This window comes from Sulfurimonas sp. RIFOXYD2_FULL_34_21 (assembly GCF_001830805.1).
Lineage (GTDB): Bacteria > Campylobacterota > Campylobacteria > Campylobacterales > Sulfurimonadaceae > Sulfurimonas.
Genome location: NZ_MICH01000002.1, coordinates 144,573 through 164,986, shown reverse-complemented (window position 1 = coordinate 164,986; position 20,414 = coordinate 144,573). Strand labels below are relative to the sequence as shown.

Annotated in this window: 24 protein-coding genes; 8 read left to right on the top strand and 16 right to left on the bottom strand. The window is 32.1% G+C overall.

Annotated elements, in window-relative coordinates:
- Positions 1-2 precede the first annotated feature (2 nt).
- Genes mshL through A2530_RS02055 form a run of 6 tightly spaced genes read left to right on the top strand, consistent with a single transcriptional unit; the run spans position 3 to position 6,729 of the window.
- Complete coding sequence (gene mshL, locus A2530_RS02080; RefSeq protein ID WP_294884376.1) at positions 3-1,643, top strand: pilus (MSHA type) biogenesis protein MshL; 1,641 nt, start codon at positions 3-5, stop codon at positions 1,641-1,643.
- Positions 1,640-2,455, top strand: coding sequence for an AAA family ATPase (locus tag A2530_RS02075; protein ID WP_294884377.1), 816 nt, complete (start codon positions 1,640-1,642; stop codon positions 2,453-2,455). The genes mshL and A2530_RS02075 overlap by 4 nt, the downstream gene beginning before the upstream one ends.
- Entirely contained in the window at positions 2,448-3,200 is a 753-nt protein-coding gene (locus A2530_RS02070; RefSeq protein ID WP_294884379.1) for a CDC27 family protein, read from the top strand. Before A2530_RS02075 ends, A2530_RS02070 begins: the two co-directional genes overlap by 8 nt.
- Positions 3,197-3,739 carry a hypothetical protein gene (locus A2530_RS02065; protein WP_294884381.1) on the top strand — a complete coding sequence of 181 codons (543 nt, stop codon included), beginning with the start codon at positions 3,197-3,199 and terminating at the stop codon, positions 3,737-3,739. Before A2530_RS02070 ends, A2530_RS02065 begins: the two co-directional genes overlap by 4 nt.
- A gap of 9 nt (positions 3,740-3,748) precedes the next feature.
- Positions 3,749-5,482, top strand: coding sequence for a GspE/PulE family protein (locus tag A2530_RS02060; protein WP_294884383.1), 1,734 nt, complete (start codon positions 3,749-3,751; stop codon positions 5,480-5,482).
- On the top strand, positions 5,482-6,729 hold the full coding sequence (locus A2530_RS02055) for a type II secretion system F family protein (RefSeq protein WP_294884384.1): 1,248 nt from the start codon (positions 5,482-5,484) through the stop codon (positions 6,727-6,729). The genes A2530_RS02060 and A2530_RS02055 overlap by 1 nt, the downstream gene beginning before the upstream one ends.
- Positions 6,730-6,871: 142 nt before the next feature.
- Here A2530_RS02055 and A2530_RS02050 read toward each other — a convergent pair whose 3' ends face one another.
- Positions 6,872-7,582 carry a YebC/PmpR family DNA-binding transcriptional regulator gene (locus tag A2530_RS02050; RefSeq protein WP_294884386.1) on the bottom strand — a complete coding sequence of 237 codons (711 nt, stop codon included), beginning with the start codon at positions 7,580-7,582 and terminating at the stop codon, positions 6,872-6,874.
- Between the two features lie 343 nt (positions 7,583-7,925).
- On the opposite strand from A2530_RS02050, the gene A2530_RS02045 reads away from it, so the two are divergent.
- Both A2530_RS02045 and A2530_RS02040 read left to right on the top strand, forming a co-directional pair.
- Positions 7,926-8,144 (top strand): cold-shock protein, encoded by a 219-nt coding sequence (locus tag A2530_RS02045; RefSeq protein ID WP_294884388.1) that lies wholly within the window; start codon positions 7,926-7,928, stop codon positions 8,142-8,144.
- A 144-nt stretch (positions 8,145-8,288) separates the two neighbouring features.
- On the top strand, positions 8,289-8,780 hold the full coding sequence (locus tag A2530_RS02040) for a hypothetical protein (protein ID WP_294884389.1): 492 nt from the start codon (positions 8,289-8,291) through the stop codon (positions 8,778-8,780).
- On the opposite strand, the gene A2530_RS02035 is transcribed toward A2530_RS02040, so the two are convergent.
- From A2530_RS02035 to atpG, 15 genes are all read right to left on the bottom strand, one after another.
- Positions 8,770-9,501 (bottom strand): ATP-binding protein, encoded by a 732-nt coding sequence (locus A2530_RS02035; protein WP_294884624.1) that lies wholly within the window; start codon positions 9,499-9,501, stop codon positions 8,770-8,772. The two genes, A2530_RS02040 and A2530_RS02035, sit on opposite strands and share 11 nt — an antisense overlap.
- A gap of 16 nt (positions 9,502-9,517) precedes the next feature.
- Positions 9,518-10,210 (bottom strand): 5'-methylthioadenosine/adenosylhomocysteine nucleosidase, encoded by a 693-nt coding sequence (locus tag A2530_RS02030; RefSeq protein WP_294884390.1) that lies wholly within the window; start codon positions 10,208-10,210, stop codon positions 9,518-9,520.
- 9 nt (positions 10,211-10,219) lie between these two features.
- Positions 10,220-10,936, bottom strand: a complete 717-nt coding sequence (locus A2530_RS02025; RefSeq protein ID WP_294884392.1) for a nitrilase-related carbon-nitrogen hydrolase — start codon at positions 10,934-10,936, stop codon at positions 10,220-10,222.
- Position 10,937: 1 nt separating this feature from the next.
- Positions 10,938-11,876 carry an ACP S-malonyltransferase gene (gene fabD, locus A2530_RS02020; protein WP_294884394.1) on the bottom strand — a complete coding sequence of 313 codons (939 nt, stop codon included), beginning with the start codon at positions 11,874-11,876 and terminating at the stop codon, positions 10,938-10,940.
- 14 nt (positions 11,877-11,890) lie between these two features.
- Complete coding sequence (locus A2530_RS02015) at positions 11,891-12,676, bottom strand: Fis family transcriptional regulator (protein ID WP_294884396.1); 786 nt, start codon at positions 12,674-12,676, stop codon at positions 11,891-11,893.
- On the bottom strand, positions 12,630-13,142 hold the full coding sequence (locus A2530_RS02010; protein ID WP_294884397.1) for a peptidylprolyl isomerase: 513 nt from the start codon (positions 13,140-13,142) through the stop codon (positions 12,630-12,632). Before A2530_RS02010 ends, A2530_RS02015 begins: the two co-directional genes overlap by 47 nt.
- 64 nt (positions 13,143-13,206) lie before the next feature.
- On the bottom strand, positions 13,207-14,133 hold the full coding sequence (locus A2530_RS02005) for a tetratricopeptide repeat protein (protein ID WP_294884398.1): 927 nt from the start codon (positions 14,131-14,133) through the stop codon (positions 13,207-13,209).
- Positions 14,134-14,136: 3 nt separating this feature from the next.
- Positions 14,137-14,661 carry an OmpA family protein gene (locus tag A2530_RS02000; RefSeq protein WP_294884399.1) on the bottom strand — a complete coding sequence of 175 codons (525 nt, stop codon included), beginning with the start codon at positions 14,659-14,661 and terminating at the stop codon, positions 14,137-14,139.
- Positions 14,662-14,731: 70 nt separating this feature from the next.
- Positions 14,732-15,982 carry a Tol-Pal system protein TolB gene (tolB, locus tag A2530_RS01995; RefSeq protein WP_294884400.1) on the bottom strand — a complete coding sequence of 417 codons (1,251 nt, stop codon included), beginning with the start codon at positions 15,980-15,982 and terminating at the stop codon, positions 14,732-14,734.
- Between the two features lie 2 nt (positions 15,983-15,984).
- Positions 15,985-16,752: a TonB C-terminal domain-containing protein gene (locus A2530_RS01990; protein WP_294884402.1), complete on the bottom strand. Its 768-nt coding sequence runs from the start codon at positions 16,750-16,752 to the stop codon at positions 15,985-15,987.
- Positions 16,745-17,137, bottom strand: coding sequence for a biopolymer transporter ExbD (locus A2530_RS01985; RefSeq protein ID WP_294884404.1), 393 nt, complete (start codon positions 17,135-17,137; stop codon positions 16,745-16,747). The genes A2530_RS01990 and A2530_RS01985 overlap by 8 nt, the downstream gene beginning before the upstream one ends.
- Before the next feature lie 2 nt (positions 17,138-17,139).
- Positions 17,140-17,706, bottom strand: coding sequence for a MotA/TolQ/ExbB proton channel family protein (locus A2530_RS01980; protein ID WP_294884406.1), 567 nt, complete (start codon positions 17,704-17,706; stop codon positions 17,140-17,142).
- 4 nt (positions 17,707-17,710) lie between these two features.
- Positions 17,711-18,103 carry an ATP synthase F1 subunit epsilon gene (gene atpC / locus A2530_RS01975; RefSeq protein ID WP_294884408.1) on the bottom strand — a complete coding sequence of 131 codons (393 nt, stop codon included), beginning with the start codon at positions 18,101-18,103 and terminating at the stop codon, positions 17,711-17,713.
- 16 nt (positions 18,104-18,119) lie between these two features.
- Positions 18,120-19,514 carry a F0F1 ATP synthase subunit beta gene (atpD, locus tag A2530_RS01970; RefSeq protein WP_294884410.1) on the bottom strand — a complete coding sequence of 465 codons (1,395 nt, stop codon included), beginning with the start codon at positions 19,512-19,514 and terminating at the stop codon, positions 18,120-18,122.
- An 11-nt stretch (positions 19,515-19,525) separates the two neighbouring features.
- Positions 19,526-20,413 carry an ATP synthase F1 subunit gamma gene (atpG, locus tag A2530_RS01965; protein WP_294884412.1) on the bottom strand — a complete coding sequence of 296 codons (888 nt, stop codon included), beginning with the start codon at positions 20,411-20,413 and terminating at the stop codon, positions 19,526-19,528.
- Between the last annotated feature and the right edge of the window lies 1 nt (position 20,414).

The window sequence follows — 20,414 nt, the reverse complement described above, 5'->3', positions numbered from 1 at the left end:
TAATGAAACTTATAAATAAAACAGTTTACGCAGTACTTTTAACATCTATATTCTTTTCTAATACTTTAGCTGATTGCTCATATGAACTATTTAACATAAGCTCAACAAAAAATACTAAAATAATAGATTTTGTAGAACAACTTAGTGATGAGTGCGGTTTTAGTATTATCATCTCAGACCCAAATGCTCAAGAGTTCTTAAATACAAATCTTAATAAAACCAATCTTAATGACTTAACCATACATGAAGTTTTAAATATTATCTTAAAAGAGAATAATCTTTCATACACTCTTGAGAACAATATTTTAAAAATATCTTATCTTGAAACAAAAATGTTTAGCGTTGATTATATATTATCACAAAGAAAAAGCCAATCAAATACAGATATAACTCTCTCTTCAGAGGGTGTCGGCAAAGCAAATCCAACAAGCACAAGTTCTAGTTCTACAAAGCAAGAGACATCGCAAAGCAAAAATGCAGCAGGCAAATCAGGGATGAAGGTAGATAGTTCCGATGAAGTACAGTTTTGGCATCAGTTAGACTTAGAACTTCAAAAGATTCTTAACAGACCGCAAGATATATATGTAGCAGAAGCTCCTATTATAAATAAAAATGCGGGAATAATAACGGTAACCGCAACTTCTAAACAGATGGAAAGATTGGAAGAGTATTTAAAAAGTCTTCAAGACAAAGTACAACTTCAAGTTCTAATAGATGTACAATTGCTATCAGTTACACTTAATGAAGGGCAGACAACCGGTGTTGATTGGAATCAATTATATAATTTACAAAACTTCAACTTAACTTTTAATAAGGCAAAAAGAACAAATGTAAGCGGTGGTAGCTGGGATAGTGCTTATGAAGGAGACAATGTTCAAACAGTAGCCATAACAGGCGGAACAGTTGCTGAGCCTACATATGGATTAATGAATGTAGCAGGAGTACGCGCACCTGTTGATGTAACTTCAAAGCTACTAACAATCAGTAATGATTTTACCATCAACAATATTATAAAATTTCTAAAAACACAAGGAGAAGTAAGTTCTATATCGAATCCAAAAGTTTTAACTCTTAATAATCAAGCGGCACTAATAACTGCAGGAACAGAGTATTTTTATAAAATAACAAGTACGGAGACATTAGCAGGAGGAACAAGCGGAACACAAAGCTCAAATGAAACTATTCAATCTGTTTTTGCAGGTGTTTTATTAGATATAACTCCTGAAATTTCTGATGATAACATGATAACACTAAAAATAAATCCATCTTTATCCGAAACAGCATCTGACATTTCTCAAACTGATTCTACAAGCAGAACTATGCCTCCGGATCTTCGTCGTCGCCAACTTTCATCCGTTGTAACGGTAAAAGACGGAAATAAAATTATTTTAGGCGGTCTGATAAATACAAGTATTAATAACAGTACCAATAAAGTACCTATTTTAGGAGATATTCCTCTTATTAATTATTTGTTTAAATATGAGAATAAACAAAAAATTGTCCAAGAGCTTATTATAGTAATAGAACCACATATTGTCGGGAAAGAAAAAAAAGGATTATCTTTGTCTAATTTGGGCTATAAAAGCTTAACTGATGATACTGTATTAAATAATAAAATTTCCGATATGAAAGATAAAAAGTGAAATTAAATATCTATGAACATGCGAGAGACATTTTTTTAGACACTCTAAACGTAGATGATTATTTAGAGCTTGATAGAAGATCAGATATCTATGGATACCTAAAAAACTCTACAACAAAACCGCTAAAGATAATACTTCTCTACGGCAAACCCGGTACCGGCAAAAGTATGCTATTACTAAAACTTTATCAAGATCTTCTATCCACTCAAAAAGTACATCTTTATCAAACACCTATCTTAGACGAAAATGAATTTTTTAAAACAATAGCGCAAGATTTATATGAGATGAACTATAATAATGAATTAAATTTTACACAATTTATGAAAGTAGTTGAAAATAAGAATCCGCAAGAAAATAAGATACCGTTAATTTTATTAGACGAAGCTCAGCTTTACTCAAGCTCTTTAATGGAGAAGATTAGACTTTTAGCTGATACGAGAAAAGTTAAATTTATAATTGCTCTTCATAAAACTCAAAAAGAGGACATCATTGCAAAAGAGCACTTTCAAACAAGAATATGGGAGAGTATTCAACTTGAAAATGCATCTACATCAGAGTTGAAAATTTATATCCAAAAGAAACTTATGAAGGCAAATTTTTTAGATATTGCAAGCATGTTCTCATCCAAATCAGTTAATCTAATTCACAAATTTACAGACGGAAACTACAGAAATACAAATAAACTGTTATATACTCTTTTTGACATTTATGATTATTATGATAAAAATGCCCCTAGCAAAATAAAAAAAGGTAAAGTTTTAAATGATATTATAGAGATGTCTGCTATCCAAACAGGATTTATTAATGCTTGATGTAAAAAATTTAGAAATTAGATATAAGAGATATAAACTAAAAAAAGATATGCCATATTTTATAATTGCTGGTATAGCGATTTTAATCTCTTTTATTACTATTTTTATGATTATTAACAATAATCAAGAACAAAAACCAATTTTAAAAAGTGAAATAGAGTCTCATGTATCTAAGCCAATTGAACAAACTAAGCCAATTGAAATAGAGCAAGTTGTTAAAGAGGAGAAGATAAAAGCTCCCGTTATAATTCAAGATGATAAAGTGGTATTGACTCCATCATTGAGTTTTATGAACAAAATAGAACCTGACATGCCCCCTAGTAAAACAATTGCACAAAATAAAATAATAGAAAAAGAGATATTGTCAAAAGAGATTGAAGAGGTTAGAGAACCGCTACATGTAAAAGATAAAAAGGTTTTTGTTAATATAGAGAGAAACAATGACGCCGATGATATTGAAGAGGTAATTAAAAGATTTAAAGTTAATAATAATCCGGCGCTTAGTCTTTTTATAGCAAAAAAGTATTATCAGTTAGGTGAATATGAAAAAGCATATAACTATGCTTTGATTACAAATAAAATAAACAACAACATTGATGCAAGTTGGGTTCTATTTTCAAAATCATTAGTTAAACTAAATAAAAAAGAGATGGCGATAGAGACACTTAAAAAATATATTGAGTACTCTAATTCACAGCAAGCAAAACAGTTGTTGGATGAAATTTCATCAGGAAAATTTAAATGAAAATATTATTAATAATAGTTATGGCTATAAGTTTATATGCCGATGCGAAAGAGAAGATGTTTACTCTTTATAAAAATAAAAAATATTTAGAAGCATGTGACACCGGTTTTGATAACTTTAAAGAAAATATAAGAGATGAAGAGTACATGTCGTTATATGCATTTTCATGTTTAAACATTGATCTTTTAGATCGTTTATCCATGCCTATCTCAACACTAAAATATTCAGAGGAAGCACGCTCAAATGCTGCTTATTTTTCAGTTATTTTAATGCAAAAAAAACTGCTCTACCACGCTTTAATTGACGGGTACGACATTTCAGGTTTAAATCTACCGACAACCGATTATATTTTATCTAAAGTTTTTGATTTATATACAAAAGTTAAAAATGATAAAAAAGAAGAAGTTTATACTTTTGAAGATAAAGATGATAGTCAACAAAAATATAAACTCTATCTTTTAAAAAATGATAGAATAAACAAAATTGTAATAGAAGAGTACAAAAATACAACTCTTATTAAAAAACATATCTATTGGTAGGAGTCATTTATGGATAGAATAACATCTGATTTATTGGCTAATGGCTCTATAATGAAGAGTCAAGTCGATAGATTGATAGCTAAAGGCTTAGATACAAACTTAGTTCTTAGAGATATTACGATATCCGGATTTATGACTATGGACAGGCTTATTCGTTTTATCGTTGATAAAATACAAAGCGGTGAATATGATTTGTCTATAATTGAAAATTATGACTATATTCAAGAAAAAGATGTCTTAGTAAAACTAGCACAAAAATTAAATATTCAATTTCTTGATCTTGACTCAATTGATATGGACTATAGACTAACCGAGAAGATATCACTTGCGCAACTCAAAAAGTACAACGCTCTGCCTATATCTGAAGATGATTTAAGTATTACTATAGCTTTTTGCGACCCTTTTAACATAGAGGCTCAGGAGTCTATACAAAGACTCTTTACACGAAAACCCATTAAAATAGCGCTTGCAACTAAAAAACAGATTGAATCATATCTTTTTAAAGTAGAATTAAAAGATAGCGTAAAAGGTTTAGTAAAAAAAATCAGGGATGAGTTAAATTCAATAGCTTCTATTGAAGAGCAGCAGGAAGCTTCTTCAATCTTACTTTTAATTGATATTATTTTAAATGCATGTATTAAAGGTCGTGCAAGTGATATACATATTGAACCCACAGAAAAAAACTGCGTTGTAAGAACTCGTATTGATGGAAAATTAATAGAAATATTTATTTTTGAAAAAGATATCTACCCGCCACTTGCATCTAGACTTAAACTGCTTGCGAACCTTGATATTGCCGAAAAAAGAAAACCTCAAGACGGACGTTTTTCAACATTGGTAAATACCAAAGAGTATGACTTTCGTATATCTACACTTCCGATTTTATATGGCGAATCTATTGTTATAAGAGTTCTTGACAAACAAAAAGCTCTTGTAAAACTTGAAGATGCCGGCATGGATAGCGTTAGTTATCATAAATTTTTAAAAGCACTACAAACTCCGTACGGTATTATTTTAGTAACAGGTCCCACGGGAAGCGGTAAAACAACTACACTATACGGCGCTTTAAATGAGCTTAGAAATATTGAAGATAAAATTATTACCGTAGAAGATCCCGTAGAGTATAGGATGAATCTTATTCAGCAAGTACAAGTAAATCCTAAAGTAGGATTAACATTTGCTGCCGCACTGCGTTCAATATTAAGACAAGACCCTGATAAGATAATGATTGGAGAAATTCGTGATTCAGAAACTCTTGAGATAGCTATAAAGGCTGCATTAACAGGTCACTTAGTAATTTCTACACTCCATACTAATGATTCAATAAGTGCAATTACGCGTATGATTGATATGGGCGTTCCTCCATATCTTATAAGCGGCTCATTAGTATCTATACAAGCGCAAAGACTTGTTAGAAAAATATGTTTAAACTGTAAAACTGAAGAAAAAATCTCCTCTTCAACAATTGAAGAGCTAGGTCATCTAATTCCAAATAACAGTAAATTTTATATCGGCAAAGGGTGTAAAGAGTGCAATGAAACCGGATATATAGGCAGAGAGATGATTTGCGAAGTTTTAGTAGTTAATGAAAAGATATCATCACTTATTGCAAAAGGTGCTTCTATAGAAGCGTTGCATGCTCAAGCAAAAGAGGATGGATTTATAGGAATTTTTGAAAATGGAATCAATAAAGCACTTAACGGTGTTACAAGCTTAGAAGAGATTTTAAGAGTAGCAAAATAATGAAATATTTTGTCGTTACAATTTTATCTAAAGGCAAAAAAGAGCATATAGGTATGTATGCCAATGATAGAAAACAAGTTAACGAACTAGTAAAACTAAAACGCTCTGGTATAGTACTAAAAATTACCGAGGAACAAGAGCCACTAGAGGCTCAATTAAAAAGATTTAAAACTAACTTCTTTAGCAATATTAAAAAACGAAAAATTAAGCCGGATGCACTTATAGCCTCAATTAGACAATTAGCAGTTATGACAAATGCCGGAATATCAATATATGATTCACTGAGTGAAATTGCAAAATCAACAACCGATGAGAGCTTGAAACTTGTCTTTAGTAAACTAGCAGAGGATATCAACTCCGGACACTCTTTATCAAAATCAATGGAGAATTTTAATTTTGAACTTGGTCACCTAACTATTGCTATGGTTCAATTAGGAGAGAAAACAGGTAATCTTGATGAGTCGCTATATTCGCTTGCAGACATGCTTGAGGAGATTCGTGCTAATTATATAAAATTTAAAAAAGCTATGGCATATCCGAGAAATGTTATGATAGCCATGGCTGTTGCATTTACTATTTTAATATCTTATGTTGTTCCTAACTTTAAAGAGATGTTTGAAAAATTAAATGCTGAATTACCGTTGCCTACACTAATTTTACTAAAACTTGAACATATTTTTAATACCTATGGATTATATATACTTGCTTTGTTATTTATATCTTTTGCTGTTTTAAAATATTTAATAGATAATTACAAAAATATTAGATACGGTTGGCACGAAATTTTACTTAAAACATATTTGATTAAAAATATTATTATGTACTCAACACTCAGCAGATTTACACTTGTTTTTTCAGAACTTGTTCGTGCCGGTATCCCTATCCTTGAAGCACTTGACACTACAATTGCAATGATAGACAACCTTCCCCTAAAAGCAAAACTCTCATCCGTAAGAGTTGCCGTTGAAAAAGGCTCTGCTTTACATAAAGGTTTAAAAGAGACTAAACTGTTTGAAAATATGATTATTCAAATGATTAGTGCAGGAGAAGATAGCGGTACGTTGGACAATATGGTAAAAAAAGTTGCCCAGTACTATAAAATGAAATTTGATGCCATTATTGACGGTCTGTCTGAAGCAATTGAACCTATCATGTTATTAATTCTAGCAAGTATGGTTATTCTACTAGCTCTTGGAATATTCCTGCCTATGTGGGATATGGGAAATGCAGTTACGGGAGCTAGATAGAGGACATCTTATTTGCTTGCTTTTAGTTTATATATTGTTCGATTAGTAAAAATATTCGAGTCACTTACATGTTATTTTTTAACTCTAGCGTTTGTATAAATTTACTATTTATATACTCCATATTATATAAACATAGCTAATATTATGCTATGTTTGTAAAAATTTTCTGAACATCTTCATCATCTTCAAGCTTATCTAATATTTTGTCAATATCAGCTTGCTGTTTGTCATTAATAGATATAGGAGAATTTGGCATTCTTTCCAAATTTGCTTTTGAAATTTCAATACCCATATTTTCTAAAGCGCTATTTATTGCACCAAAACTTTTATAATCAGCTGTTACCATTACAACGCCATCTTCCGCCTCTATCTCTTCTAATCCTGCATCAATTAACTCTAGCTCTAACTCTTCTAAATCCATGCCCTCTTTTAAAGGAAATTCAAATAGTGCTTTTCTATCAAACATAAACTCCAAAGATCCTTTTGTAAGCATCTCTCCACCATGCTTTGTAAGTATATTTTTAACATTTGCAACTGTTCTTGTGTTATTATCAGTCATACACTCTATAAAAATTTGTACTCCGTGCGGTGCTTTTCCCTCAAAATTAACCTCAAGCATACTTGCAGTATCTTTTGACGTAGCTCTTTTTATCGCCGCTTCTATATTGTCTTTTGGCATATTTTCAGCTTTGGCATTTATAATTGCCGTACGAAGTCTAGCATTCATATCAGGGTCTATCCCACCCTCTTTTGCAGCCATTGTAATTATTTTCCCCAGCTTTGGAAATAATTTTGACATTGCTCCCCATCTCTTTAACTTTGAAGCTTTTCTATACTCAAAGGCTCTACCCATAAATTCTTCCTTATAATTTTTTATATACTATTACGATTTTATATCATGGTAAAATCAAAAATGTATAATAACATATATGCAAAATAAAAGCATAAAAAACTGCTAAAATAGAGGGTATGCTTTATGATTTTAGCTATACGTAGTCAAATATTTTGCAAATCTTTTTATTTTTAACTTTTTTTAGATACAATACTAGCAATGAAAGATGATTCGAGTTACATCATTTAGACTGCTTTGTATTGACGACTTCTAGTTAACAGTAAAATTCACCTAAAATAGAACTTAATATTAGATTTTCAACCACCTTTGAAATAAGGTGTATTCATACATAAAAAGGATTACAATGGCAACATTAGTAAACGGAACAGTTAAATGGTTCAATAGTGAAAAAGGTTTTGGATTTATCGAGCAAGAAAATGGCGGAAAAGATGTATTTGTACACTTTCGTCAAATTAACAACTCAGGACATGGTCGTGTATCATTAAATGAAGGTCAAAAAGTTACTTTCGAAATTGGTCAAGGCGAAAAAGGTCCTCAAGCAGAAAACGTTACAGGTCTGTAATTTTTCTCTGAGCGGATTTTCCGCTCATATCTCTACTTCAATCCATTTCACTTTATCGATTCTAAAAATATTTAAAAACTTCAATTAACTAGGTTTTATTTTACTTTTTGTATAATGGCATATCATATGAGCCGAGGAATCAAAGTGCGACTAAGTTTTAAATTAAAACACCATTTTTTTAGTGCATTTCGAGAATTGTTTGTTCATCATCACGGCTCTTTAGAGTTTCGCGCTAAACTTTTTGCATTAATTATTTCAGCAAATGAAGATGCTAACGTGGAAAACTACTCAATCATTAAAAATATCGGCATTGAAGTTTATAAATATGATGAAGACAGAGCTAACCTTTTAATGCTCTCGACCAAAGAACTTGTAAAAAAAGTTACAGAAAAAAACGGTCTTGACATAGATACTCTTATCTCAAATATTCAAAAAGAGTTAAGACATGCACCCAGATATGCTAAAAAAATAGATATCGAGTCTCTACGTCAATTAATCTCTCTTTCACATGACAGAGATATTATCTCTTATCAAGAGAATATTATAGAATTTTTAAAAAACATAAAAGAAGATACTCTTAACGAAAAGAAATTACAGATAGCTAAAGATGAAGAAAAAGTGGAGTCTAAATATTAAACTTCTCTTTATCAAAAAAACTCTCTTGCGATATATTTTTAAATGCCGCATTTAAACTTGTAAAAAGTGAAGGAAATTCTTTTTCCATGCTCTTTAGCATCTCTTTAGTACGAGCTCTTGCATAAGGCATCTTTACATCAAATCTCATAGATGGGCAAGATTCATCACCTATTGTAGGAATATTATTATCTAGTGCAAAAGCGGTTAATTGTCGCTCTCTCATCTGAATTAGCGGACGAATTACAATCAATCCGTTTTCTGCTCTATATTTTGGTGCAAGAGAGCGAAGTTGACCGTTGTATATAAAATTCATAAAAAAACTCTCGCACGCATCGTCCATATGGTGACCTAACGCAACTTTATTACAGCCGTACTTTTCTGCAGCGCTATATAGCGAACCTCTCCTCATACGAGAAAAAAAGCTACAAAATGATGAGTTTTTTCTAATTTTTTCTTCAGCCAAATCATAAATTTGCGTATCATAAATAACATGTTGTATTTCATGTTCTTTGCAATGGCTCACTAACTTGTCAAAATTTTCACCCATTCCATATGAAACGGTTACGGCAATAAACTCAAATTTAAATGGGGCACGACGCTGTTGCTCTTTCATAGCGTGAATCATCGTAAGAGAGTCTTTGCCCCCGCTAAGACCTACTAAAATTTTATCGCCCTCTTCTATAAGATTAAACTCGGCATTTGTTTTACCGAGTTTGGACATTATTTTTTTAGAAAGCTTAATCTGCAAGTCTGTCCACCATATTCATAACAAACTCTGCACTCTCTTTAGCACTTGTTTGTAAAAATTCATCAAAACTAAAACTGGCATCCATATCAGCTGCATCACTAATTGCACGAAGTATAAAAAACGGAATATTTAAAGCATCACACACAACAGCAACACTTCCGCCTTCCATTTCAAGAGCATCGGCATTAAAAGTTTTCCCTATCCAGTTTTTTCTCTCTTCATTTGCAACAAACTGATCGCCTGTTGCAATTACTCCTTCTAAAATATTTTTACCCATACTTTTTGCAACTTCTTTACTTATCTCTATCATCTGCTTGTCTGCTTCTACAAAGACAGCGCCTTCAGGAACATATCCAAATGGGTGACCAAATGCGGTAATATCTAAATCATGTTGAGAGAGCTTTGTAGCCACAACTAAATCTCCTACTTTAAGAGAAGCTGATATAGCACCTGCTACACCGGAAAACAGTAATTTTTGAGCTCCAAAATGCTCAATCATAGTTGTAGCGGTAAGAGTTGAAAATACTTTTCCAATTTTAGAGTATGCTATAACTAACTCAATACCTTTATATGATGCTTCATAATATTTATTACATGCATATTCAGTTGTTTTATACAAACCCACTTTTTCAAGTATCGGAGCTATCTCTTCAGGCATTGCACCCATTATTGCTATCTTCATAATTTTTTCCTATATTTCAAATATCTTTGTTTCTTGTTTATACCGTGGCATTCTATGGATAATATTTGCATTTTCATCAATAATACAACTTCCACCCCAAAATCCAAGACCGTCCTCAAAACCGACTCTATTTACAAATATTAGTTTAGCTTTGCACTCTTGTGCTACAGTTTTAATAATTTCATACCATTTGTCTTCTATCTCAAGCCCGTCATCACTAAAACCTCTTGCCGGAGATGCAACAAGCGCAAGTATATAATCAGGATTCTCTTTTATTAAATCTTTATGAACATCTTTGTGCCACAAATCTTCACAGACTACCATAGAAATTTTTCCATGACTGCTTATAAAACTCTCAAAAATATTGCCGGCTTTAAAATATCTAGCCTCTTCAAACATGCCGTAGTTAGGAAGGTGTACTTTGAAATGCTTGGATAAAAGCTTACCTTTTGAGAAATATAGTGCCGCGTTTCTAAAGTAGTTTTTATCTTTAATGGCAGCACCGACTGCAATATCTACATGTAAGCTTAAATTTTTCAAAATATCTAACTCGTCAATGTTCCATGCATCTTCACTAAGCTTATCTTGAAGCATATAACCGTTTAAAGAGAGTTCCGCAAATACTATCAAGTCACTTTTATCTTTACATGTATCTATTATAGAAATAATTTCTTTTAAATTGGAACGATTTAATTTCGGCGATGTCTGAGCAAGAGTAATTCTCATTTTAATTACAAATTTGTGCCGCTACTTCAGCCAATGATTTCATATCCGATACATTATATGTTTCCAGATTTGGTGCTATTCTCTTATTTAAACCTTTAAGAGTAGCCCCGTTTCCAAATTCAATAGCAATATCAACACTATTTTCTATTGCCAATATAGATTGCTTATATTTAACCGGCTCAACAAGTTGTTTCGTTAAAAGCTCTACCGCCTCTTTTTTTGTTGCATATAAAGTAGTTGTAACATTTGAGACTACAGGAGCTTCAAAACTATCTTCTATCATTCCTTCCATTAAACTTTTAAGAGGAATTTGTGCAGCAGATAGTAATTCACAATGACTAGCTACCGACATGTTAAGTAAAAGAGCGCGTTTTGCCCCGGCGTCTTTAAATGTCTGCTCCAATGATGCCAAATCAGCTCTCATTCCTGCTACGACTAGCTGCCCGTCTTGATTGTAGTTTGCAGGCCAAACTTTTTTGCCATCTTGCTGCGCTGCAGTACAAATTTTCTCAACTGCTTCGTCATCAAGTCCCATAACAACCATCATGCCGGCTTCTATATCAGTACAAGCGTCCTGCATTAACTGACCGCGTCTATGAACAAGTTCAATTGCATCAATATAATCAATAGCACCGCTTGCACAAAGAGCTGAAAATTCACCCAATGAGTGACCTAAAAACAGTTCTGCTTTCAAATCAGGACATTCTTCTTTTAAAAGACGATAAGCTATCATCTGAACTAAAAGTATTGCAGGCTGTGTATATGCTGTTTGATTTAATAACTCATGTTCACCAAAGATAAGTTCTTCAAAATTAATACCTATTCTCTCGCCTGCTTTGTCAAACATTTCTTTTGCTAACTCTGAATTGTCATAGAAATCCCTTCCCATACCAGTTGCCTGACTCCCTTGTCCTGCAAAAATCATTGCTATCTTTTTCATAATTATCCTTATTTTTATAAATATTTTTCATTATCTGCTATCTTTTTTCTAAGAGTATTCCTATTTAAACCAAGTTTATCAGATAGCTGAAGTTGTGATTTAAATCTTAAAATACCTGCTTTTATAATAGGTACTTCATATAAATGCAGAAAATTTTTATAATCATTATTGGAACCCAATTTATCAATTAAATAGTTTTGAATTATATCTATTAATTCACTCTCATTAATATCTTGCAGTAGATAATTAATCATTATCTGCCTTCTTAAAGAGTTTGAATTTTGAGTCAAATCAGGTTTAAAGTTTTTTATTTTAAAATTTTCTTTTGTACAAAAAAGCAAAGATGCCTCTTTGATAAACTTTTGAACAAGCTGTTCAACATCTTCCGGTCTTTTCGAAAGTGGTGGCACATTAAATTTAATGCCAAATAGTTTATCTGCTTGTTCATTGTAATATGAACTTTTTGCAGTAGCTATAACCCTAATATTATTATTATAAACAATGTCTAAAATTTTTTTTATATTTGGTGAATTTTCTATATTTACAATTATGACCTTATTAGAACTCTCTAATGTAGCCAATAATTCATCATGATTAGATGCATCAAGCATAGGAGCATCAGGAAGAATATAACGAGCTAAACTTTTTTTCCCAACGCCGACATCTCCTGTTATAAGAGAATTTACACTTAATGTTTTTAAAAGAGTTGCCGTCTTAAATGCTTGCGCCGAAGAGGCGGAAGCAGTTATATAACTAGCATCCACAACCAGTGCCGCCACCAGTTCCGCAACAGTCATCATGTTGATTCTCAACCGGAATACCGCTTAGAACTTCTTCTGCTGATGCTTCTCTAATATTATTAATAGAAACAACAAAAGCTAAATCTTTTCCTGCTAAAGGATGATTAAAATCAATTATAACATTTTCAGATCCAATCTCTTGAACTACAACTTGAACAGTTCCACCATCTTCTCCCTGTCCATAAAGAGTCATTCCAATTTCCAAATCAATTCCGGCAAATTGATCTTTTGGAACTTCTTGCTTAGCTTCAGCATTATACTCACCGTACGCATCCTCTGCTTTAACAAGAACTTCTGCTTTTTCGCCTATAGACATATTAGCAATTGCATTTTCTAAACCAGGAATAATTTGACCTTTTCCAAACATAAATACTAACGGAATACCGCCAACATTACTATCAACTATATTTGCACCATCACTAACCTCATATTCTATTGATACTATCTGATTTGTTTCTATTGCCATATTTAATGCCTTTAATTTTTTTTTGATTTTAACATAATAATACTAATTACAAATAAACTAATAACTATTGTTTAATTGAGCTAAGTTTACTTTTTGCAATTTTTGCTTGACTACTATCTGAAAATTGGGAAACAACAGCATCATAAAAAATCTTTGCATTCTTTTTATCACCTGTTTTATCCATTGAGATTGCAGTATGAAGCATTAATGTGGGCATATAGCTTGCTTTATTAAACAATGATGCACTTTTTTTATAATACGCTATTGCTTCAGCATAACTATTTTTATAATATTCTATTTCTCCTACCATATAATGGCAATAGGCAGGTTTGTAATTTTTTGCTATTAAATCTTTATAATATTCTAAAGATTCATCATATTGCTTTTTATCATATAAACTTTTTGCTTTACTTTCAATCTCTGAAGTTGACATATTTTCATTTTTAGTTTTTTTTGACTTAGTGTTGCCTGTCTTTAATTCTTTTGCAACGAGATCTTTAAATTTATTGACATCGCTAACCAAAGCATTAAACTCCGTCTTTAAAATATAAGTGGAACTTATTTGGTCAATAATTTTAGACATCTCGATAATTTGAAGCTTTATCTTTTCTATCTCTTTACTATTATCTTGAAGTGATTCTGCAATTCGTTTGCTGTATTCACTCTCATTATTACGTTGAAGCGTATATTCGTCAGTTAAGGATTTTACCTTTAACTTATTTTCACGAGATGATGAGCTTAAACTTTCAATAATTGTTTGTAATCCATCAATTCTTTCTCTTAAAGAATCGACTTCATTTGCTTGATTATTGCTTTTTACTACGATTTTGTTTAGATTTTTTTTAGTTTCTAGTATTGTGGCTTCGGTAGAAGTTAAACCATAAGGGTTTGGATTGCTTAAATCACCGGCACCGAACGCTGATGGTTCGGCTCCGATTAAGTAATAAGGAAAGATTATTGTTAATGAAACAATTAAATTTCTAGTATTCATGTATTATGGTAAAAGTTTGAAATCAACTCTACGATTTTGAGACCAACACTCTTTAGTTTTATCTTTACAAACAGGATTACTCTCACCAAAACTTACCATAGTAATACGTTTTACGTCAACACCTTCTGCAACTAAAGCTTTTTTAACTGTCTCAGATCTTTTTAATCCTAGTGCAAAGTTGTACTCATCACTTCCCCACTCATCACAATTTCCCTCTAGTTTTATAGAAAATTTACTTGCTTTAGAATTTACAACAGCTACGTCACTTGAAAGTTTACTTTGCATATCTGTTCTGATATTAAATTTGTCAAAATCAAAGTAAATTGTTTGTAACTCTTTTTCTAATCTAACAATTAACTCACTCTCTGATTCTATATTGCTTGCAACAGAAGAAGATGATTCAGCACTTGAACTGTCTTTTACAATTTCCTGAGCAGCAACAGCTTCTTCAACTTTTGGCTCTTTATCGCTACAACCACTTAACACTATTAACGCCGTTAAAACACTTGAGACTACTACGTTTTTCATCTTTTTCTACCTTAGATTTTATTTTCGCAATTGTACCAAAATAATATTAAAATATGATTATATTTTAATATTACCAATCCAAAGATTGAACTTTTCCATCTTTTAGTGGGAAAAGGTAATTTTTATTATGATTTATTCTAATTAAACCTATAGAACTTTGCCCTTTATAGTTTTTAATAAAGATAATTGCATCTCCTTCTATAGAAAATTTTGGAAATTCATTTACACCTACAGCCGTCAATCTTCTTATAAAATCTGTTTCTGTTGATATAAGATGCAAATTAAATGTATTATCTCCAAAAGAAGAAGAACTCTCTCTTGCTTTATATACAATATATCCGCCAAAGACACTACAAGCGGCATTACTTTTTCCATAATATATCATCTGCTCAATACTGCCTGAATTCATATTATATGAGAATATATTTGGATATCCTAGACGATCAGATACAAAAACTACTTTATCTTTACCCATAAATTGTCCGCTAACATCAATTCCGCCATACGTCGTTAATACTTTTGAGTTTTTTGTTTTAACATCATAGAGATAAATATCAGGTTGTCCTTTTGGAGCCATCGTCAATAATAATTTACTTCCATCTTCGTTAACATCAGAACAAACCATCATTCCATCAGAAGAAGCTATTACTTTAACACTTCCTGTTCTAATATTTACATATTTTAAGGTCGGCTTTTTTTCATCTAAAGAACTATAATAAAATGCACTCTGTTCTTTATTAGCCCACTTTGGAAATATATTAAAACCACCTTTTACCGCTACATGTTGATATGCTAAAGTATAATCTGATATTACCAATTCACTTTTTTGCGGAGAAATCATTCTTGAGAAGATTACTTTTCTTTTTATCCATTCTATAGGTGCTTCACCCATAAAGCTGTTTACATCATATGCAATTTCATGAGATGCAAACATATATATCTCTGGATTATTTAGTTTATATATTTTATTAAACACAACATTATTTTGTGTAAAAATTTTCAGCTCGACATTTAGTGCCCTATTTTCGCCCTCACTAAGCTTATATCTTAAAACATAATTCATATCTTTATTTTCAACAACAACATTAGAAGCGTCATAGCTTACCGTTCGGTAATTTCTATCTACATTAAATATAGAAAGAACATTCAAATCAGCTACTATAGATTTAAAAAATCTCTCTTTAAATGTCTGATCATAGCTAATAGATGAATCTTCAACTGCCAAGCTTGGAAGAGAATCTGCTTTTTTCACGACTTCAATTGTTGCATCACTTGCAAACATAATACTTACAGCAATTAATAGTGAAATAAAAATTTTCAATATTACTCCTTAGAAATTAATTTTATTTTATATATACCGGAACTTTTGTTTGGATTCTCCGGAAAAAGTATATTTACTATCCTACTTTTTATCTTATCACTCTCAATGTTTAACGCGTCATTGCCTGAGTAAGTTAAAATTCTAAAATCAATAACTTTACCCATTGCACTTAGTTCAATAACTGCAACTACACTATTACCCTCTGAGTTTTCTGGCGGCGTAAAATGCTCATACACCAGAGCCTGAATTTTAGCAAAATATTCATTAACCTCAGGAGCAGTTGACTCTTTAGCATTCTCATTTTCCATTTTTGCCGCATCAATATTTTGAATTTTTTTTGAAATTGATTTAACAGTATTTGTGTCTGATTTATTAATCTTTTTTTGAATTTCTTCTATAATTCTATTATCAGTTTTTGGTTTTTTCTCTTCTGCTTTAATACTTTTAGTCCAAACATCACTAAATAAATTATCTATATTTATCTCTTTTTTTTCTACTTTAGTTGTTTGAGTTTGCACGTTTTGTTTCTCAACAATAGGTTCTTCTTTTATCGGCTCTTCTACAATAGGTTTTTCAATATTTTTTTTAGATGTACTAGATTGAGTTTTTGGTATATCTACTGAAACAGATATATAATTATCTTTTTTTAGTGCAAAACTATCTACTTTTTTTGATATAACTATAGAAATAATAAATAGCGATGAAAAAAATACAAATATAAATAGTGATATAAAACCACTAATGTAAAAATAAAAATTTTTATTATCCATTAGTAGCTAGTGAAACCTCAGTAAAGCCAGCTTGTTTTACAGCAGCTAAAACAGACATGACAACACCATAATCCAAATTTTTATCCGCACTTATTAGTACACTTGCTTTTAAATCTAGTTTTTTAGAGTATAAGAAAAAGTTGTCTAAAAAAGCATCTAGTTGATAGCTGTCTTTATTAACTTTTAAATTTTTATCTTTATCTATACTAATATGCACAGGAGGTATTTTAGATAAAGTTTTTGTTTTTGAACTCTGAGGAAGATTGATGTTTTCCTCATAAATTACATTTGGTGCTATAACCATCATAATAGCTAAAAGAACCAACATTACATCCACTAATGGAGTAATATTAAGTTCAGGTTTCTCATCCCAATTATATGCCATATTTACACTTTTCTAGCTATTATTGCATCGCTTTGCATCTCTATAAAACTAATTAGTTCAAATGATTTTCGTTTTAATATTTGATGATATGTGTATGCAAATATAGCAACAAAAATGCCGGCAGCAGTTGCTACTAGTGCATCTGAAACACCACCTGCAATCACAGACATACCTCCACTGCTTTGACCTATATGCGTAAATGTATCTAAAATTGACACAACAGTTCCAAAAAGACCGATAAAAGGAGTCGTTGATGCAAATACTGAGAGAATAGATAGACCTTTTGTAGCATCTTTTGTCGCTGCCAAAAGGGCTAATGCCAATACATTTTTAGAAACATTTGAACTAGTTTTTAAAAAATTACTTAGAAAAGATTGAGGATTAACGTTAGTTGCCCCCATTAAAAGACTCTCAAGAGATTTATTTTCTATTTCAAGCCAACTATTAAGAGAAAAATAACGATAAAAAAAGACCCAGTTCAGCACTATAAAATATAGCGCTAATAGAGCCAAAACACCCAATGTTACAGGGTGACTTTTGAGATAAAAATCAATTAAATTATTAATCATATATTTATATTAAATTTTGAGCAGCTGATTCAATTTTTGCAGTAACGGCAGCAATTGCAGGATTATTGTCTTTTATAGATTCAATAAGCTCTTTAGCATCACTCAGTGCTTTAGCAATTGCACTCTCTGTTGCTCCGCGAATTGCTACGGCACCTTCAACTAATACAATAACTTTTTCTTCATCAACTTGAACTACGCCCCAGTTGATTAAAATTGATTCGACTGATTTATCTTCTTTCTCAATATCAATTACACCTGCTTCAAGCAATGTAGTTAAAGATGAGTGTTCAGCTAGAACTCCAAACTCGCCCTCTTCACCAGGAAGAGTCACGCTAATGGCTTCACCGTTATAGATAACACCATTAGGAGTTAGGATTTCAAGTTTTAACTTATTCATGTCAGTCCTTTATGAATTACTTCATTTTTCCAGCTTTTTCAATTGCCTCATCTATGCCACCGACCATATAAAAAGAACCTTCAGGCATATGGTCACACTCACCGTTAAGAATCATTTTAAAACCCTTAATAGTGTCGGCTAAAGAAACATACTTACCAGGAGAACCTGTAAATACTTCAGCAACGAAAAACGGTTGAGACAAGAACTTCTCGATTTTACGAGCACGTTCTACAACGTTTTTGTCATCTTCTGATAACTCATCCATACCAAGAATTGCTATAATATCTTGTAAATCTTTATACTTCTGAAGAGTTTGTTGAACACCTCGAGCTACACTGTAGTGCTCTTCGCCTAAAATCTGCGGATCAAGTAGTCTTGAAGATGAATCCAGTGGATCAACTGCAGGATATATACCTTTTTCAGCAATTTTACGGTTAAGAACCGTAGTTGCATCTAAGTGAGCAAAAACAGAAGCAGGAGCCGGATCTGTTAAGTCATCCGCTGGTACATAAACAGCTTGAACGGAAGTAATTGAACCATTTTTAGTTGATGTAATTCTATCTTGAAGTGCACCCATCTCACGAGCTAGTGTCGGCTGATAACCAACTGCTGAAGGGATACGACCAAGAAGTGCAGACATCTCAGAACCTGATTGAGCAAAACGAAAAATATTATCAACAAACATTAATACATCTAGACCTTTTTCATCTCTAAAGTATTCAGCCATTGTAAGACCAGTTAATGCAATACGGTTACGTGCTCCAGGAGGCTCACTCATTTGACCATAGCACAGTGCAACTTTATCAAGTACATTTGAATCTTTCATCTCATGGTAAAGATCATTACCTTCACGAGTTCTTTCACCAACACCAGCAAATACAGATAAACCATCATGTCCCATTGCAACGTTGTGGATAAGCTCCATAATAATAACTGTCTTACCAACACCGGCACCACCAAACAATCCAACCTTACCGCCTTTTGAGTAAGGGGCTAACAAGTCAACAACTTTAATACCCGTCTCAAACATCTCAGTAGTAGTTGATTGTTCAACTAAAGCCGGAGGTTGACGGTGGATTGACCACATAGGAGCATCAGTTACTTGCTCACCATCATCAATTGTTTCACCAATAACATTGAAAATGCGTCCAAGTACTTTCTCTCCAACAGGAACTTTAATAGGAGAACCTGTTGCAACAGCATCCATCCCACGCACTAGACCTTCACTCATATCCATTGCAATCGTTCTAACACGACCATCACCCAAGTGAGCTGCAACTTCTAATACCAAACGAGTTTGCACACCCTCTAAATTTATCTTAACTTCAATTGCTTCATTAATTATTGGAAGATAACCATCAAAATCAACATCAACAACCGGGCCCATAACCTGGCTTATTTTACCAATCATATTTTTCTCCATTATTTCATAGACTCCACACCACTTATAATTTCAATAAGTTCAGTGGTAATAGCTGCTTGTCTAGCTTTATTAAATTGCACATTTAATGACTTAACCATATCTTTTGCATTATTTGTTGCCGTATCCATAGCCTGCATTCTTGCACTATGTTCAGCAGCAACCGAATCAATAAGCGAATAATACATTGCATATTGAACATACACATTTACTAAAGAGTCCAACATCTTTTCTTCATCTTGAGACTCTATCTCTAGCATTGACTTTTCCGGTTCATTGCACTCATACTTACTAGCATCAACCGGTAATATTTTATCTACATGTAACTCTTGAGTTATCATATTTTTATAGCCGTTATATATTATATGCAGAGCATCAATTTTTCCGTCTTTAAAATCTTCTATAGAAGATAGAATAAATTCATCCGATCTTTCCTTATCAGGTTTAGAACTAAGATTTACTACAGAGTCAAAAAGTTCAACTTCATTGTATTTAAAAAACTCAATGCCCTTTTTACCGATTCCACGTAAACGTACTTTTATATTTTTTGCTTTAAACTCAGCCAAAAGTTTTTTGACGGCTTTAATAGTTTGAATATTAAAACCACCGCATAAGCCTTTATCTGCAGTAACAAAAACTATGTCAACTGTTTTTGGATTTTCAATCTCTATAAAACAACGATTGTCAATTCCTCCAACTTTATTACATTTAATACGTCCAGCTATTTCGGCAAGCACCTGATTCATTTTTGCAGCATAAAGACGAGAACGCTTAGCTAATTCTTCTGCACGTTTAAGTTTTGCAGTCGAAACAAGCTTCATAGCACGAGTCGTCTTTTGAGTATTTGTAACACTCTTTATCTGTCTTTGAATATCTTTCAAGTTTGCCATA